This window comes from Ochrobactrum sp. SFR4 (assembly GCF_019730395.1).
Classification (GTDB): domain Bacteria; phylum Pseudomonadota; class Alphaproteobacteria; order Rhizobiales; family Rhizobiaceae; genus Pseudochrobactrum.
The window spans coordinates 145,502-162,479 of the sequence record NZ_JAAPBB010000007.1 but is presented as its reverse complement, the minus strand read 5'-3'; the positions used below and the strand labels follow the sequence as shown (position 1 = coordinate 162,479).

Below are 16,978 nucleotides of genomic sequence, written 5' to 3'. Positions count from 1 at the left end.
GGTTTTTTTTATTATCAATCTTATACCGATCTCAGAACGGCATATATTGGCGCAACAGCACAATCAGCACACCGCCAAAAATACACAGCGGAATAATACCGATACGGAATGCCGCCAGAGTGCAGAGCACCATGGTCACAAACTCTTTCCATCCCGCATTGAAAGCAGCAGGAGCAACAAGCGTTGTCAGCACTGCCGCAGGCACGGCATTGAGCCCGGCCTCAACGCGATAATGCACGCGCTCAAACTGCGAAAGAATGAGATGCCCCCCGATACGGGTAATATAAGTCAGCACAGCCGCGCCAAAAATAATCCAAACGGTTGAAGACATTACTGCACGTCCTTCACAGTTTTCACCGGTTCATCATCCAGCGTAATCACGGTTTCACGGCCAGACAGCGGCTTGGCAATCATCACAGCAACAGCAATCCCGCCAATGGCACCAATCGATACATGCCACGGCGAACCGATCCAAAAATAAGCGGCAACGGAGGTCACGGAGCTGGCAGCAACAATCGGCAGCCAGTTGGTACGGCTGCGAAAACCCATTACCAGCCCGAGAAAGTAAATCGGCAATAGCATATCAAGGCCGATGGCTTTCGGATCACCGATCATTCCGCCGAAGGTGGCGCCGAGATAGGCTTCAAAAACCCACATAGCGTAAAGCGGCGCGGCAAGTCCGATATACCAGATAAAGCTGATCGGCAGTTTCTGCTCAGCACGCTTTTCACTCTCCGCATATTGCACATCAGTCAGAAAGAAGAAGGCGACAATCTGCTGTAACGGCGTGAAATGCTTAATCAGTCGTCCTGTACCTGCGGAATACAATACGTGACGGAAATTCACTGCAAAAATCGACAGCAGAATCATCCAGGGCGCAACGTGATGGCCGAACAGTTCCATCCCCACCAGCTGACTGGCTCCGGCAAAAACCATGGTGCTCATCAGCACGGAATCCCAGACATTGAAGCCGTTATCAACGGCAACCACACCAAACAGCAGGCCAAAAGGCGCGCTGGCAAGGGTCACAGGAATTGCACGTTTGAAGCCGTCATAAAACAATTCGGCATTCGTTTGTGCTGCACAGGAACCATCCTGAGGCAGCATTTTCGGATTACATCCATCCATTTTCATTACCAGTATTTTTGCAAGCGCGCCTGATGGTCACAATCGTCATCAACCCGCGCTTGTCATCAAAGAATGGACTAAAGCAGAAAACTGCTCTCCGCTCCCACTCTGGTTATGAATAGGCTGATGCATAAAACCAATCAAGTGCAGGGCAGACACACCTGTCCTGTCATAAAACCGGATATTTAATCCGCACCCACCAGTGTGAACCATGCATCTTCATCAATCACTTCAATGCCCAATTCGGCAGCTTTTGCCAGTTTTGAGCCTGCACCGGGGCCTGCAACCACCAAATCTGTCTTTTTTGAAACAGAACCTGCTGCTTTTGCGCCATAGCGCTCAGCCATGGACTTGGCCTCATCACGCGACATACGCACCAGCGATCCGGTGAAAACAATAGTCTTACCGGCAACCGGTGATCCGCTCACAACTTCGTGAATTTCATCCAGAGGCGTTACCTCTGCCAGCAATGCACTCAGCACTTCAGTGTTATGCGGTTCCTGATAGAAATCTACAATCGCCTCGGCGACAATCGTGCCAATGCCTTCCACATCGGTCAGTTCACGCCAGGCATCATTGCCCTTATCGCTCTTTTCCTGCGGCACCAGAGCCGCCTGCGCCATTTCAGCCAGCTTCGCATAAGAACCAAAGGCACGCGCGAGTTTCTTGGCATTGACCTCACCGACATGACGAATACCAAGCCCGAACAGAAAACGGCTCAGCGCAATCTCACGCCGCTCATTAATCGCAGCATAGAGTTTTTTCACCGATGTCGCACCAAAACCTTCAATATTTTCCAGCTTCTTCAGCGGTGATGCGGCCTGCCGCTTTTCCAGCGTGAAAATATCTGCCGGTGTGCGGATTTTTAAACTCTCATCCTCAGCATTGAAGAAGAATTCAACCTGCTTTTCGCCCAGCCCCTCAATGTCAAAAGCATTGCGGGAAACAAAATGGCGGATACGCTCAACGGCTTGCGCCTCGCAGATCAGACCACCGGTGCAACGGCGCACTGCCTCACCTTCTTCACGCACCGTATGACTGCCGCAGACAGGGCAGAGACGCGGGAATTCATAGGTAACGCTATCCGTAGGGCGTTTATCGGCTACAATATCCACGATCTGCGGGATCACATCACCGGCACGCTGAATAATCACCGTATCGCCGACGCGGATATCACGCCCTTCACGCAATACATTGCCCTTCTGGTCAAATCCGCGAATATAATCTTCATTATGCAGCGTGGCATTGGTCACCACCACACCACCAACCGTAATCGGCTCCAGACGTGCAACCGGCGTCAGAGCGCCGGTACGACCGACCTGAATATCAATACCTTTGAGAATGGTGAAAGCACGCTCTGCCGGAAATTTATGGGCAATTGCCCAGCGCGGACTGCGTGAGATAAAACCAAGCCGCTGCTGGAGAGCCAGATCGTCAATCTTATAAACCACGCCATCAATATCATAACCAAGCGTGGCACGCTGTTCTTCAATCGCATGATAATGGGCAACCAGCTCCGGTACACTCTCAAAACGGCGCATCAGCGGATTGATAGTAAAGCCATAGGACTGAAATTTTTCCACCATGCCCATTTGGCTAGAGGCAGGCATTTCACTCACCTCACCCCATGCATAGGCGAAAAAACGCAACACACGGCTGGCGGTGATTTTACTATCCAGCTGGCGCAGAGAACCTGCTGCCGCATTACGCGGATTGGCAAAGACCGGTTTGCCGTCTTTTTCCTGTTTTTCATTGAGTGCCGCAAAATCCGCATGGCTCATATAGACTTCGCCGCGCACTTCCAGCACATCAGGCGCATCACCTTTGAGAACCTGCGGAATATCAACAATCGTACGCGCATTATTCGTAACATTCTCGCCCACCGAGCCATCGCCGCGCGTGGCAGCACGAACCAAACGCCCCTGCTCATAACGCAGCGAGAGCGACAGCCCGTCAATCTTCGGTTCTGCGGTAATACCAAGCGGACTACCGGGAAAGAGTTTGAGAAAACGATAAACCCGCCCGATAAACTCGCCCACATCCTCGTCACTGAACGCATTATCCAGCGATAGCATCGGCACCTTATGAGTGATTTTGGAGAATTTCTCGGAAACCGCCGCGCCGACTTTCAACGAGGGTGAATCTTCACGGATCAGGTGCGGAAAGCGTTGCTCAATCGCCTGATTACGTCGGCGTAGCGCATCATATTCCGCATCGGAGATGGATGGCGCATCCTGTGTATTATAAAGGAAATCATGCTTAGCGATGGTTCTTGCCAGAACTGCAAGCTCAGTTGCGGCCTGCTCTTCGCTCAAATTTTCAACGCTGATTTCGCTCATATTCAACCCGTCTCCGTTTACGGATTGAATATAACACAGTCGGATAAAATCAAACGCTCAAGACTGAATTTTATACAGTCAAAGCGCCGTTTTCCCGCAGCAAACGCTCGGCAGCTGCGCGGGCCTCGTCAGTCACACTGGCACCGGCGAGCATACGGGCAATTTCCTCCTGACGCTCGGCCACTTCCATCGTGCGGATAGAGGTGCGCATTTGCTCGCTCTCCCCTTGCGCCTTGGCGATCAGAAAATGCGTTGTCGCACGCGCAGCAACCTGCGGCGCATGGGTGACAGACAGAACCTGCACATTGGAAGAAAGTCGTGCGAGACGCTGACCAATCGCATCAGCCACGGCACCACCCACACCAGTATCAATTTCATCGAATACAAGGGTCGGTGCCGAGCCACGATCAGCAAGGGCAACTTTGAGCGCCAGCAGGAAACGGGACAATTCACCGCCCGAGGCGACTTTCATCATTGGCCCAGCGCGTGTACCCGGATTGGTACGCACCCAATATTCAACAACATCAATACCTTCAGCACTGCGGTTTTCCGTATCGGTTTCGATATTGACGATAAATTCCGCACGCTCCAGCTTCAGCGCCGGCAATTCCTGCATCACAGCCTGTGTCAATGACTGGGCGACCTTTGCACGCTCTGCCGACAAAGCAGCAGCCGCTGCATCATAGATTGCACGGTTTTCCTGTGCCTGCTTCTCCAGCTGCTCCAGCTTTTCAGCACCGGCATCAAGATCCTGCAAATCTGCATCCATCTTGTCGCGCAATGCAGCCAGATTGGCCACCGGCACAGAGAATTTGCGCGATGCAGCACGCAGCGCAAACAAACGTTCTTCAACTGTTTCCAGTACACGCGGGTCAAAATCAATCTCGCGCATTGCCGTATCAATACCGCCTTGCGCATCGCCGAGACGGTCCAGCGCCTCGTCAATCGCTTTAATCACCGGCTCCAGCAGATGTGGTGCTTCCGGCATTTTGCGTTCAAGACGGCGCACCAAAGCAGCCAGCGTCGGCACCGGCGACTCATGACCGGACAGCAGATCATTGGCTTCGCTGACATCTGTCGCGATCTTCTCGGACTTCATCATGATGGAGCGCTTTTCAGCCAGCTCGTCTTCTTCGCCCTCTTGCGGATCGAGCTTGGAGAGTTCTTCAGCGGAGGCGCGCAAATAATCGGCCTCACGTGCTGCGGCTTCCACCTTGGCGCGATGCTTGACCAAAGCACTCTCGCTGTCGCGCCATTGCTTATACAAACGGCGGAGCTGCAAAGTCTGTCCGTCCAGTCCGCCAAAAGCATCCAGCAGTGTGCGGTGCAAATCTGTGTCAATCAGCGCACGATCATCATGCTGCCCGTGGATTTCCACCAGATGGCGGCCAAGTTCACGCAGCAAACCAACGCTTGCCGCCTGATCATTAATGAAAACACGCGAACGCCCGTCACTATTCTGCACACGGCGCAGAATAATATCACCATCATCACTGATTTCATTGTCTTTAAGGAAATGCCGGGCGGGATGATTGATGCCGACATCGAACACCGCCGTCACCTGCCCCTGATCCGCGCCATGACGCACAAGAGACGCATCACCTCTGGCACCAAGCGCCAGAGACAAGCTGTCGAGCAAAATGGATTTACCTGCACCGGTTTCGCCGGTGAGGACAGACAGCCCTTTTTGAAACTCGATATCGAGTTTCTCAATCAGGACGATATCGCGGATCGACAGTTGCGCTAGCATGGCTGCCTTTTATAGCATTTTACAGTCAAATGACCACATTTGGCATCGATAAATGCGGGGAAACAATAAGACTGAGCGAGTTGAAGTTATCATTTAACTACAACTCGCTCTGCCTGCATTATGCTCCGCCCGTGATGAGCGAAGATGCTTTGGAAAGCCACGAACCGGAGTTTTCACGCGGCTCAAGACCACCACCCTGCAAGAGCTTATAAGAATCTTTATACCATGGGCTGTCCGGGAAGTTCTTACCCAGAACCGCAGCAGCGGTCTGCGCTTCAGAAGTCAGACCCAGTGCAAAATACGCCTCAGTCAGACGAGCCAGCGCTTCTTCCACCTGACGGGTGTTGGAATATTCCTCAACCACATTACGGAAACGCTTGATCGCACCAAGATATTCCTTGCGTTCAAGATAGTAGCGACCAACCTGCATATCCTTACCGGCGAGCTGGTCACGGGCAAAACGGATTTTGGTTTTGGCGTCTTCAACATATTCCGATTTCGGGAAACGATCGATCACTTCCTGCATTGCAGCAATCGCACGGCGGCTTGCCGCCTGATCGCGCGTTACATCCGGAATCTGACGGAAATAGCTCAGACCGATGATGTAATAGGCATAAGCGGATTCATCCGAAGTCGGGTAAAGCGTGTTGTAACGCTTGGCCATTGAAATGGCCTCTTCATAATTACCTTTGCGGTAATTGGTGAATGCGGACATGACCAGCGATTTACGCGCATATTCTGTGTAAGGATGCTGACGGTCAACAGCAGCGAATTTCTTCGACGCTTCGTCCAGACGTCCGGCTTCGAGATTGGCAAGACCTTCATTATAAAGCTTGTCTGCCGGATCAATGCTCTCGACATATTTGGACAGGTCAACATCTTTTTCGCCGGAGGCACAACCTGCAAGCGCCATTGTCAGCACGACAGCACTGGTCGCCATCGCCAGCTTGGTCATTTTACGAATTTGAGAACCCTCAGCACCAGTAACATTGGCTGCAGTATGTGGGAATTTAGAAATCGTCATGCTGTCTCCGGTGTTTCGGCAACACAAATCATGGGCAAATCATTCCTGTGTCAGAGGGTTCATAAACCATAGCTGAGAACAATCGGCAATGTTAATACAAGTTTATTCGCACTGCTTCGAGACTGCAATGCCTGCCAGACACGACTTTTTCAACCCGTACAGTCATAAAACAGCAAAATCTCTTACCAACCGCCATCACACTGCATGTGTTCGCGGCTCAATTAAGGCTGACAGAACAGACTCACAAAGAATCATTGAGTAATGTATCCTGATTATCATTTATAGTTGCGTGCTGTGTTCTTCAGATAACAAAAACTCAGCTTTCCAGCCGGAAATGGTCCTGATTTTCCAGCAATGCCTTCACCAGATGCGCATTCAGCTTATGACCGCCGCGATAAGAACGGAACAGACCACGGAACGGATGCCCCGCCAGCGCCAGATCACCGACGGAATCCAGCAATTTATGGCGCACAAACTCATCCGGATAATACAACCCGTCAGGATTGAGCACCTCGCCGCCATCACCGATAGCAATCGAATTTTCCAGAGACGAGCCAAGCGCCAGCCCCATTGAGCGCAGCTTTTCTACATCGCGCATAAAACCAAAGGTACGCGCTTTAGCGATTTCATGCTCGAAGACATCGGCATCAAGATCAAAACTGAAAGACTGGCGGCCGATTGAGGCCACCGGAAAATCAATTTCCACCTCATAGCGGGTACCGTCATACGGTACAAATTCAGCCCAGTTCTGCCCGTCTTCCACACGCACGGGTTTCAAAATAGTCATATGCTGGCGGGGGGTATCCTGTTTCGTTAATCCGGCCTTGCGAAATGCACGTATAAACTCAGCCGAACCGCCGCCGAGGATCGGCACTTCAGGACCGTCAATTGCAATGGTCAGGTTATCAACCTCAAGCGCAGCAATCGCTGCCATCAGGTGCTCAATTGTGCTGACACCAAAATCAGCAGAGCCGATTGACGTATTCAGTGTTGTTGAGCCAAGAGAGGCAGACAGTGCAGGAATACTCTCGCGACGCCCTTCGCTGTTGTGGCGGATAAAAACAATACCGTGGTTCGCAGGAGCCGGGCTGATATCCAGCGTCACAGGTTTGCCGCCATGCACACCAAATCCCGAGAGCGGAAATGATCCGGCTATTGTTTGCTGCATAGTTTTCATAACAATCCTGCTTCCTGTCTTATCTGCCAGTTTCATATAAGACGCTCAGCCTCAAGGCTCAATCTTGTTCGCCGATAAAACATCATCCATGAAACAAAAAAACACCGCGTCCTTATGAGAACGCGGTGAAATTTAAGCAAAAGGTATTTTATCAGATCAGTTGGCCTGACGGCGAAGGAACGCCGGAATTTCAAGCTGATCATCTTCAGAAGCCATGCGCGGCTGTGCACGACCCTGACTGTCAAGCTGACCGTTGCGCGGTGCATAGATCGAGGCATCCTGCGACAGCGGACGGCGCTGTTCAGGGGCACGAGCCTGCATCGGAGCGGCCGGCATTTCACGTTTCTGAGCCGGTTCCAGACGGGCAGTCGGCTGTTCGTCATCACGACGGGACAGGCTGGCAGTCAGACGACGCAGCAGACCAAGCGGACCGCGTTCTTCATGTGCCTGCTGTGCCGGCTGCGGAGCCGGTGAGCGACGGGCATTCATTTCCGCCTGAACAGCCGGAGGAAAGTCCGATACGCTTGGCATACGCGGAGCCTGACGCGGCTGCTGAGGAGCCAGAGCCGGATCCATGTGCTGCTGCGGCTGGAACTGCGGCTGAGGTGCCAGATTATGACCCAGATTCTGATTTGGCTGCTGCATCTGCGGCTGAACCGGAGCCTGCATCTGCGGACGCGGAGCTGCTGGCTGCTGGCGCATTTCCATCATGTCCGGTGCAGGTGCCTGAAAAATACGGCTCTGCGGCTGGAAAGCAGCATCATTGGTAGCGGCTGGCGGCGCATAAGAGCGCTGCTCACCTTCACCCAAATGCAGGGACTGCTGAGCTGAAGCTGCATGTTCAACAGGTTTAGCCTGAGCAACAGGCTGCTGAACAGGAGCCTGAGCGGCCGGCTGCGGAGCTGGTTTGGCTACTGGTTTCGCTGGCTGGCGAAATTCCAGCGGCGCAGGCGCCGCGTCTCCGATCTGCTTATCGATTCCGGTAGCAACGACAGAAACACGGATCACACCTTCGAGACCTTCATCGAAGGTCGCGCCGAGAATGATCATAGCATCCTGATCGACTTCTTCACGGATACGGGTAGCAGCTTCGTCAACTTCAAACAGTGTCATGTCACGACCACCTGTGATCGAGATCAGCAGGCCGCGCGCACCGCGCATGGAGGTTTCATCCAGCAGCGGGTTAGCAATCGCAGCTTCAGCAGCAGCAATCGCACGACCGTCGCCGGAAGCTTCACCGGTGCCCATCATGGCCTTGCCCATTTCGCGCATAACCGAGCGAACGTCAGCAAAGTCCAGATTGATAAGACCTTCTTTAACCATCAGGTCGGTGATGCAGGCAACACCGGAATACAGCACCTGATCGGCCATCGCAAAAGCGTCGGCAAAAGTGGTTTTGTCATTGGCAATACGGAACAGGTTCTGGTTCGGAATGACAATCAGAGTATCGACATTCTTCTGCAGTTCTTCGATACCCATATCAGCCGTTTTCATACGGCGCTGGCCTTCGAAGTGGAAAGGTTTGGTGACAACACCAACGGTCAGAATACCTTTTTCGCGCGCTGCACGGGCAACAACCGGCGCGGCACCGGTACCTGTACCACCGCCCATACCGGCGGTTACGAAGCACATATGTGTGCCGTTCAGGTGATCGATGATTTCATCAATGCACTCTTCAGCGGCTGCGCGGCCGACTTCCGGCTGCGAACCTGCACCCAGACCTTCGGTCACAGCTGCACCCAGCTGAATAATACGTTCAGACTTGGACATGGTCAGAGCCTGGGCGTCGGTATTGGCCACAACAAAATTTACGCCACGCAAACCGGCGTTAATCATGTTGTTGACAGCGTTACCGCCACCCCCGCCCACACCGAAAACGGTGATGCGCGGCTTCAGCTCGGTGATATCCGGCTTTTGCAGATTGATTGTCATCAGTTTCGTTCCTTTTGCCTTTCACCGCTTCGCCGCCGCGGTGCCGTATTCTGATTTATTTTTTGTACGCATACCCCGGAAGGAACCGCGTTATCATTTTGAAATTATCCGGTCATTTACCATGATTTGGCAAAAAGCCCAGAGTGTAATCGGGTCAGAAATAAAAAATCTCAAACCCTTGTTTCAAAACTGCTTTCCTTCAATTTTACTCCTCAGGAAAGCTGCAGCTCTTTCTTACTAAAAACTTGTTTTCAGCCATTGGCCGACCCGTGACATACGCCCGCCGGAGCCGATAAGACGACCACCGGAGGCAGCACGAACAGACCGTTCTTCAATGCCTGCTACCTGCGGATAAATCAGCAGGCCTACTGTTGCCGAAAATGCCGAACCTTTTGCAGCTTCCGGCAATCCCGCAATTCCTAAAGGCCGCCCGATACGGACATTGCGCGCCAGAATACGGCGGGCAACTTCCGGCATACCGGTCAGCTGGCTTGCGCCACCTGTCAGCACAACACGCTTACCGACAATATGGCCCAGACCCGAAGCATTCAGCCGGTCACGAACCAGTTCCAGTGTTTCTTCAACACGGGCACGAATGATACGGGTGAGAACTGAACGCGGATACTGGTTGGGCACATCACGATCGTCATCGCCGATCGGAGGAACACTGATCAGATCGCGGTCATCGGCGGCGCTTGGCAGCGCTGAGCCATACATAACTTTGAGACGTTCAGCATCTTCCATACGGGTGGAGAACCCGCGTGCCACATCCATTGTTACATGCATACCGCCAATGGCAATGGCGTCAGCATGGATAAATTTGCCTTCCGAGAATACGGAAATTGTTGTGGTGCCGCCGCCCATATCAATACAGGCCGCGCCCATTTCCGCTTCATCATCCACCAGAGCCGCCAGACCGCTCGCATAAGGGGTGGCGACAATAGCTTCAACCGAGAGATGGCAGCGATTGATGCACAATTCGAGATTGCGCAAAGGTGCACTGTCTGCGGTCAGCACATGCATATCAACGCCGAGTGAATCGCCCAGCATGCCCATCGGATCGCGGATACCGCGTTCACTGTCGAGTGTGTAACCAATCGGCAGCGAGTGAACCAGATGACGCTCAGCCTGCAGCGCCTGTTTGGCACCGGCAGCAAGCACGCGGCGGATATCCGTTTTCTCTACTTCATGGCCGCCCAGATCAATGCTCGCATTGAAGCTTTCGCTTTTCAGACGACCGGAAGAAATATTGACGATCAGCGATTCAACGGTCAGACCGGCCATACGTTCAGCCGCATCAACGGCCAGACGGATCGACTGCTCGGCAGCATCCAGATCAATCACAACACCGGATTTAACACCGCGGGACTTCTGATAGCCGATACCCAGCACATCCATACGATGCGTACGACCCGGCAGAAACGCGCTTTCATCCCGCGGGCGCAGACGCGCAATCACACAGGAAACCTTGCTCGACCCGACATCAAGCACTGTCAGAAGCCGCGTGCGGCGACCTGAAGAGGCCGAACCGGAAGTATTTTTTGCAGACCAGATACTCATACGCGCCTACCCGCTGCCGCTTTGGCAGCTTTTTCACGGTCTTTCAGCATTTTCACACGGCTTTCCATGCCGGTCGGTGTGAGCTGTACAGTCACACGGTCATCCAGACGCATGTCGAGACTGAGAATATCCCGACCAAGAATATTTTTAGTCCGTTGCAGGGTTTCAACCTCTGCCAGAGCACGCTTTACATCCTGCTCAGGCAACAAAACCCGTACACCATTATCAAACAACAGATCCCAGCGGCGGTCAGAAACCCGCGCATAGGCACGCACTTTGGCGGCCAGATCAGGATAGGCCGCGACTGTTTCAATAAAAGCTTTGCCGCGGCTCGAAGCGCCTTCGCCCACCACCAGCGGCAGCGAGGCATAACGTGAACCGTTCAACGGAACGATCGGCTTGCCTTCTTCGTCCACCAGCAGCAAATCACGGCCGGACTGCCAGACTGCAAATGCCTTACGCTCCTGCAGGGAAACCACAACAGAACCCGGATAGACTTTGCGGATTTCAACACCGGCCACCCAAGGCAAGGTTTCAATCGCCTGACGTGCTTCATCCGCATTGAAACCGATCAGAGATGTCTCTCCGTCGAGCCCGAGCTTTTCAAGAATATCAATTTCAGAGGTTTCATTATTACCGGCAACGCTCACCTTCTCGATTGCAAAACCGAAAGTTGATGCCGTTGCCTTCACAACCTCATGCGTATGGTTACCAATAACCATACCGTAAATGCCGGTCGCACTCAGAAAACCGATCATGCCGAAAGTACCCGCATAACGCGGAACATTGACCCCGCCGCCGAACAGGCGCGAGGCAATACGGAAAGGCTTGCGCAGAAAACGCGGAAGAACAAAAGCACCACCGTGCGAAAGTGATGTACGGGACATCATCGCATCACGATTACTTCTGTCAGATCTCGCCTTTATCGCATGCACGAGGCATCCTCCACCATCCAGCTCAACAACTCACCGAATGAATACCCTTCAGCCTTGGCAATATCCGGCACCAGAGAGGTCGGCGTCATGCCCGGCTGCGTATTCACTTCAAGCCAGATCAGCTCACCGTCACCGGAGCCGTTCTCATCAAAACGGAAATCGGAACGACTCACGCCGCGACATCCGATTGCCTGATGTGCCTGAAGTGCCATTATTTGTATTTTTTGGTAAATATTTGGTGAAATTTTCGCAGGACATTCATGCCGCGAGCCACCATCTGCATATTTTGAGTCATAATCGTAGAAGGAATGTGCCAGCGGAATGATCTCGCACACACCAAGGGCGCGATCACCCATCACAGCGCAGGTTAATTCACGTCCGGCGACATAGCGCTCGACCATAACCTCATCGCCGTATTTCCACTCATCCGAACCGAGAATCTGCGGCGGAGCGCTCTGCCCTTCACGCACGATTACCACGCCGAAGCTGGAACCTTCACGCACCGGCTTCACCACATAAGGCGGCTGCATCGGATGCTGATTACCAATATCAAAGCGGCTCATCACGCGCGATGGTGCAATAGCCACACCGGCAGCACCGGCAACAAGCTTGGCACGACCTTTATCCATAGCCAGCGCCGAGGCCAGCACACCGGAATGTGTGTAAGGGATTTGCAGATATTCAAGAATACCCTGAATGGCACCGTCTTCACCGAAAGGACCATGCAAAGCATTGAAGGCCACATCAGGCTTCAGCTCAGCCAGAACGGCGGCCACATCACGGCCGACATCAACGCGCGTCACACGATAGCCCTGCTCTTCAAGCGCTTTTGCGCAAGCAGCACCTGAGGAAAGGCTGACCGGACGCTCCGATGAAAACCCGCCCATCAAGACAGCAACATGTTTACCTGTCATTTTAACCATGTCCCCTCTGCCAGCAACGCTGATACACATAAAACTAAACTCTGAGCCCGCCGGAGCTGAGCCGCATGTCGAACAGACACGCAAAACACATTAAAAATATTCCCTGGCACGCCGCACAATCAAAACCCGAACCAAAATTCAGACAATTATACAGCGCTCCGGCGGAAGACTTCCGCAGAACCCCAAGGCAAAATTAACTTGCCGACCCAAATCACTAACGCTTGTTCACTATAAGAATCAGAGAGTTGATTCTATGGCAAGCCCTTACAAAAAATTACGCTAGCAACATACGAATCAGATTCGGTTGAAACCACTGATTTATTATGGTTTTTTGATAATTAGTTACTTCGGAAATTTATTTTAGCAAAATACAAAGACAGGACTCTTGACAGGGGCAAATCACTCGGAAAACCGCGTAAAACCCTCCTTGAAAACAAATCACCGCTGCTCTCCCAAATCAGAGAAAACAGCGGTGATTTTACAGAGCTTCAGCTGCCTTCCTGAAAAAGGAGCGACGACTACAAAAAGAGTAAAAGATTAATCGAGAAATTCGGTGACTTCGCGCCCTTCGAGGAACTGGCCAAGACGGCGAATTTCCCAATGGAGCTTAATGCCGGAATTCGCCCGCACTTTATTGCGCACAGTTTCCCCCAGCAATTCCAGATCATAACCGGTGGCATTATCACCATTAATCATGAAATTGCAGTGCATATTCGACATATGCGCACCACCGACAGTGAAACCACGGCAACCGGCTTTATCGATTTCCTTCCATGAAGATGTGCCTTCAGGGTTCTTAAAAGTAGAACCGCCAGTCTTCTCACGGATCGGCTGCACCGTCTCACGATGGTTCTGCACTTCATCCATAGCTGCGCGGATTGCAGCTGCTTCACCACGCGGCCCTTCAAACAGCGCACTGGTGAAAATCAGATCTTTCGGTGCAGAACAATGGCGATAGGCATAGCCCATATCCGCATTGCTTAAGCTATGCAGATTGCCTTTACGGTCAAGCGCACGCACTTCCACAACACGTTCACAGGTTTCAACACCATTGGCACCGGCATTCATGCGCAATGCACCGCCGATACCACCCGGAATACCGTGATAGAAATGGAAACCGGCGATTTCAGCTTCAAGCGCAGCCGCAGCCACACGTTTGTCCGGTGTCGCCGTACCGGCACGCAGACGTGTATCTGCCACCCGCTCGACCTCGCCAAAGCCTTTTGCAGACAAACGCACCACAAAGCCCGGAATACCACCTTCACGCACCAGCAGGTTTGAGCCGATACCGACAGTCATGACCGGAATTTCTTCCGGAACATTTTTCAGGAACTCTGCCAGATCATCCTCATCCGCAGGCTGAAACAAAACTTCCGCAGGGCCACCGGCACGAAACCATGTGATCTTATCCATGCCGGAATTTGGTGTCAGACGTCCGCGAATACCGGACAAAGGTTTTTCAAGCTGCTTAAGCAGCGCTTCACCATCAAGCTTTACAGCCATTTTCAACCATCTCTCTTAAATCGATCCGGACTTCAAATTTTCCGGATTATAAGCATCACAACAATTCGGATAAGGTCAGGAAAAACACGGCAGGATCAAGGCATTATTCCTCAAACCCTGCCAAGTAAATGAAACAGCGCTAACCGCACACATTGTCTCAGCTTGCGCTTGTACCACCCAGCTGCTTAGGCAATGCGTATGCCCATTGTGTGATATTACCGGCACCAAGGAACACGACAAAGTCACCTTCCTGTGCCAGCGCTTTAATCGCTTCAGGCAAATGCGCAGGGTCTTCCAGATAGCGAGCATCGCGATGACCGGCAGTTTTGATCTTGCTCACTAAGGCTTCCGAGGTCACGCCCTCAATCGGATCTTCACCGGCGGTATAAACCGGCGCAATCATCACAGTATCCGCATCATTGAAGCAAGTTGAGAAATCATCGAACAGGCTCGCCAGACGCGTAAAGCGGTGCGGCTGGGCAATCGCAATCACGCGCTTAGGCGCGGCTTCGCGGGCAGCTCTCAGCACGGCTTTGATTTCAACCGGATGGTGGCCATAATCGTCAAAGACCTCAACGCCGTTCCATGAGCCGGTATGGGTAAAGCGACGCTTCACACCACCAAAGCCGGACAGACCCTTGCGGATATCATCGGCAGTCAGACCAAGCTCATGCGCCACAGCAATGGCCGCAGTCGCATTGGACACATTATGACGACCTGGCATCGGCAGACGCAGGTCCTTGATCTCGACGACTTCGCCCTTGCGGTCACGAATGACAACGTCAAAAACAGATACGGCACCATCCATATGATGGTTGGAGAAACGCACATCCGCCTGAGGGTTTTCACCATAGGTAATCACGCGGCGGTCTTCGATACGGCTGACAAGCGCCTGAACTTCCGGATGGTCAAGACACATCACGCCGAAACCATAGAAAGGTACGTTCTCAACAAACTGACGGAAAGCAGCACGTACATTATCGAACGAGCCGTAATGGTCGAGATGTTCCGGATCAATATTGGTGATAACTGCAATATCGGCAGGCAGCTTAAGAAAAGTACCGTCGCTCTCGTCGGCCTCAACCACCATCCACTCACCCTCACCCATACGGGCATTGGTGCCATAAGCATTGATGATACCGCCATTGATAACGGTCGGGTCAAGATGGCCGGCTTCCAGAAGCGTTGCAACCATAGAAGTCGTGGTGGTTTTGCCGTGGGTACCGCCGATGGCAATTGCCTGACGGAAGCGCATCAGCTCGGCCAGCATTTCCGCACGGCGCACGATTGGCAGCAGATTTTCCCGCGCCTCAACCAGCTCCGGATTATTCGGACGGATAGCAGTGGAAACCACAACCACATCAGCCTTGCCGATATTCTCAGCTTTATGACCGACAAAAACTTCAATGCCTTTATCACGCAGACGCTGCACATTGGCACCGTCAGCCTGATCAGAACCCTGAACCTTATAGCCCAGATTATGCAGCACTTCCGCAATACCGCTCATGCCAATGCCGCCGATTCCGATAAAATGAACCAGACCAATATTCAGAGGCATTTTCATGCGCGTTTTCCTTCTTTGTAATCAGAAACAGACAATCCCGCTGCAATAGCTTCTGAAAGATCAGCAAGCAACCGTGTTGCATCAGGACGGCCGGAACTTTTTGCCCGTGCTGCCATATCTGCCAGTCTTTGCGGCTCACTCAGCGCTGCAATCAGGATTTTTGCCAGTTTTTCCGGTTTCAGCTCCGCCTGACGGATAACCTCACCGCCACCGGCTTTTGCCAGCGCTTCGGCATTGGCGGCCTGATCGTGGTCAAGGGCAAACGGAAATGGCACCAGCAGGCTCGGACGGCCAATCGCTGCAATTTCAGAAACGGTAGAAGCACCGGAACGGGAGAGAACGAAATGCGCCTGCGCCATCATCTCCGGCAGATTACCGAAGAATGGTGCGACCTGTGCTTTAACGCCCAGCTTCTCGTAGGCTTTACGGCAAATCACTTCATCTTCAGGACGCGCCTGCTGAGTGACAAACAGTCGTTCACGCTCGTCAATCTCAAGCAGAGCAATCGCGGCAGGCACCACAGTAGAAAAATATTGCGCGCCCTGACTGCCGCCAAAAACCAGCAAGCGGAAAACATCCGGCTCTACTGAAGGCTTATAAGCCACATTGGTCTGTGCCAAAACGCTCGGGCGCACCGGATTACCGGTCTGCACCGTTTTAGCCGCATGAGCGCCGCTCTCTGCCGACAGGAAACCACCGGCAATCGCTGTCACGCGGGCAGACAAACCTTTATTGGCACGTCCCATCACCGCGTTCTGCTCATGGATAATCGTCGGAATACCCATACGCGAGGCTGCATAGAGCGGCGGCAAGGTCGGATAGCCGCCAAAACCGACAACCAGCTTGGGATTCAGACGGCGGAAAAGCTTGCGGCAATCGAGATTACCCTGCCACAGGCTGTAAAATGTCTTCGCCAGTGCAATCGGATTTTTACCGGCAATGGTTGCGGAACGCACGACATGGACATGGTTTTCATCAAAACCGGAAACAAAACGCTGCGCACGTTTATCCGTTACCAGATGTACATCATAACCGTCATTTGTCAGCTCATGCGCGAGCGCTTCAGCAGGAAATAAATGCCCGCCGGTACCACCCGCCGCCAAAACGATAACACCTTTTGTCATCATCATCCGTTCTGTATTT

Annotated in this window: 13 protein-coding genes; all 13 read right to left on the bottom strand. The window is 52.7% G+C overall.

Annotated features, from left to right (window positions below; genetic code table 11):
* Positions 1-31: 31 nt before the first annotated feature.
* Positions 32-331, bottom strand: a complete 300-nt coding sequence (locus HBA93_RS11040) for an AzlD family protein (RefSeq protein WP_121991452.1) — start codon at positions 329-331, stop codon at positions 32-34.
* On the bottom strand, positions 331-1,107 hold the full coding sequence (locus tag HBA93_RS11035; protein ID WP_221723344.1) for an AzlC family ABC transporter permease: 777 nt from the start codon (positions 1,105-1,107) through the stop codon (positions 331-333). Before HBA93_RS11035 ends, HBA93_RS11040 begins: the two co-directional genes overlap by 1 nt.
* Before the next feature lie 206 nt (positions 1,108-1,313).
* Positions 1,314-3,467: an NAD-dependent DNA ligase LigA gene (gene ligA, locus HBA93_RS11030; protein ID WP_221723291.1), complete on the bottom strand. Its 2,154-nt coding sequence runs from the start codon at positions 3,465-3,467 to the stop codon at positions 1,314-1,316.
* Positions 3,468-3,537: 70 nt separating this feature from the next.
* Positions 3,538-5,217, bottom strand: a complete 1,680-nt coding sequence (recN, locus tag HBA93_RS11025) for a DNA repair protein RecN (RefSeq protein ID WP_221723290.1) — start codon at positions 5,215-5,217, stop codon at positions 3,538-3,540.
* A gap of 118 nt (positions 5,218-5,335) precedes the next feature.
* Positions 5,336-6,172: an outer membrane protein assembly factor BamD gene (locus tag HBA93_RS11020; protein ID WP_121991655.1), complete on the bottom strand. Its 837-nt coding sequence runs from the start codon at positions 6,170-6,172 to the stop codon at positions 5,336-5,338.
* Between the two features lie 385 nt (positions 6,173-6,557).
* The gene (lpxC, locus tag HBA93_RS11015) at positions 6,558-7,418 is read right to left on the bottom strand and encodes a UDP-3-O-acyl-N-acetylglucosamine deacetylase (protein WP_221723289.1); all 861 of its coding nucleotides are present in this window, start codon (positions 7,416-7,418) and stop codon (positions 6,558-6,560) included.
* A gap of 156 nt (positions 7,419-7,574) precedes the next feature.
* On the bottom strand, positions 7,575-9,350 hold the full coding sequence (gene ftsZ / locus HBA93_RS11010; protein ID WP_221723288.1) for a cell division protein FtsZ: 1,776 nt from the start codon (positions 9,348-9,350) through the stop codon (positions 7,575-7,577).
* Between the two features lie 237 nt (positions 9,351-9,587).
* Positions 9,588-10,910 (bottom strand): cell division protein FtsA, encoded by a 1,323-nt coding sequence (gene ftsA / locus HBA93_RS11005; protein WP_221723287.1) that lies wholly within the window; start codon positions 10,908-10,910, stop codon positions 9,588-9,590.
* Positions 10,907-11,845, bottom strand: coding sequence for a cell division protein FtsQ/DivIB (locus tag HBA93_RS11000; RefSeq protein WP_502910082.1), 939 nt, complete (start codon positions 11,843-11,845; stop codon positions 10,907-10,909). The genes ftsA and HBA93_RS11000 overlap by 4 nt, the downstream gene beginning before the upstream one ends.
* Entirely contained in the window at positions 11,833-12,759 is a 927-nt protein-coding gene (locus HBA93_RS10995) for a D-alanine--D-alanine ligase (protein ID WP_221723285.1), read from the bottom strand. Before HBA93_RS10995 ends, HBA93_RS11000 begins: the two co-directional genes overlap by 13 nt.
* 546 nt (positions 12,760-13,305) lie before the next feature.
* Positions 13,306-14,271 (bottom strand): UDP-N-acetylmuramate dehydrogenase, encoded by a 966-nt coding sequence (murB, locus tag HBA93_RS10990; protein ID WP_221723284.1) that lies wholly within the window; start codon positions 14,269-14,271, stop codon positions 13,306-13,308.
* 157 nt (positions 14,272-14,428) lie between these two features.
* Positions 14,429-15,835, bottom strand: a complete 1,407-nt coding sequence (gene murC / locus HBA93_RS10985; protein ID WP_121991459.1) for a UDP-N-acetylmuramate--L-alanine ligase — start codon at positions 15,833-15,835, stop codon at positions 14,429-14,431.
* On the bottom strand, positions 15,832-16,959 hold the full coding sequence (gene murG / locus HBA93_RS10980; protein WP_221723283.1) for an undecaprenyldiphospho-muramoylpentapeptide beta-N-acetylglucosaminyltransferase: 1,128 nt from the start codon (positions 16,957-16,959) through the stop codon (positions 15,832-15,834). The genes murC and murG overlap by 4 nt, the downstream gene beginning before the upstream one ends.
* Positions 16,960-16,978: the final 19 nt, after the last annotated feature.

Excerpts from the sequence above, each read along its gene's own strand:
- HBA93_RS11040 (WP_121991452.1), bottom strand. The coding sequence starts at position 331 with ATGTCTTCAACCGTTTGGATTATTTTTGGCGCGGCTGTGCTGACTTAT.
- HBA93_RS11035 (WP_221723344.1), bottom strand. The coding sequence starts at position 1,107 with ATGCTGCCTCAGGATGGTTCCTGTGCAGCACAAACGAATGCCGAATTG.
- ligA (WP_221723291.1), bottom strand. The coding sequence starts at position 3,467 with ATGAGCGAAATCAGCGTTGAAAATTTGAGCGAAGAGCAGGCCGCAACT.
- recN (WP_221723290.1), bottom strand. The coding sequence starts at position 5,217 with ATGCTAGCGCAACTGTCGATCCGCGATATCGTCCTGATTGAGAAACTC.
- HBA93_RS11020 (WP_121991655.1), bottom strand. The coding sequence starts at position 6,172 with ATGACCAAGCTGGCGATGGCGACCAGTGCTGTCGTGCTGACAATGGCG.
- lpxC (WP_221723289.1), bottom strand. The coding sequence starts at position 7,418 with ATGAAAACTATGCAGCAAACAATAGCCGGATCATTTCCGCTCTCGGGA.
- ftsZ (WP_221723288.1), bottom strand. The coding sequence starts at position 9,350 with ATGACAATCAATCTGCAAAAGCCGGATATCACCGAGCTGAAGCCGCGC.
- ftsA (WP_221723287.1), bottom strand. The coding sequence starts at position 10,910 with ATGAGTATCTGGTCTGCAAAAAATACTTCCGGTTCGGCCTCTTCAGGT.
- HBA93_RS10995 (WP_221723285.1), bottom strand. The coding sequence starts at position 12,759 with ATGACAGGTAAACATGTTGCTGTCTTGATGGGCGGGTTTTCATCGGAG.
- murB (WP_221723284.1), bottom strand. The coding sequence starts at position 14,271 with ATGGCTGTAAAGCTTGATGGTGAAGCGCTGCTTAAGCAGCTTGAAAAA.
- murC (WP_121991459.1), bottom strand. The coding sequence starts at position 15,835 with ATGAAAATGCCTCTGAATATTGGTCTGGTTCATTTTATCGGAATCGGC.
- murG (WP_221723283.1), bottom strand. The coding sequence starts at position 16,959 with ATGACAAAAGGTGTTATCGTTTTGGCGGCGGGTGGTACCGGCGGGCAT.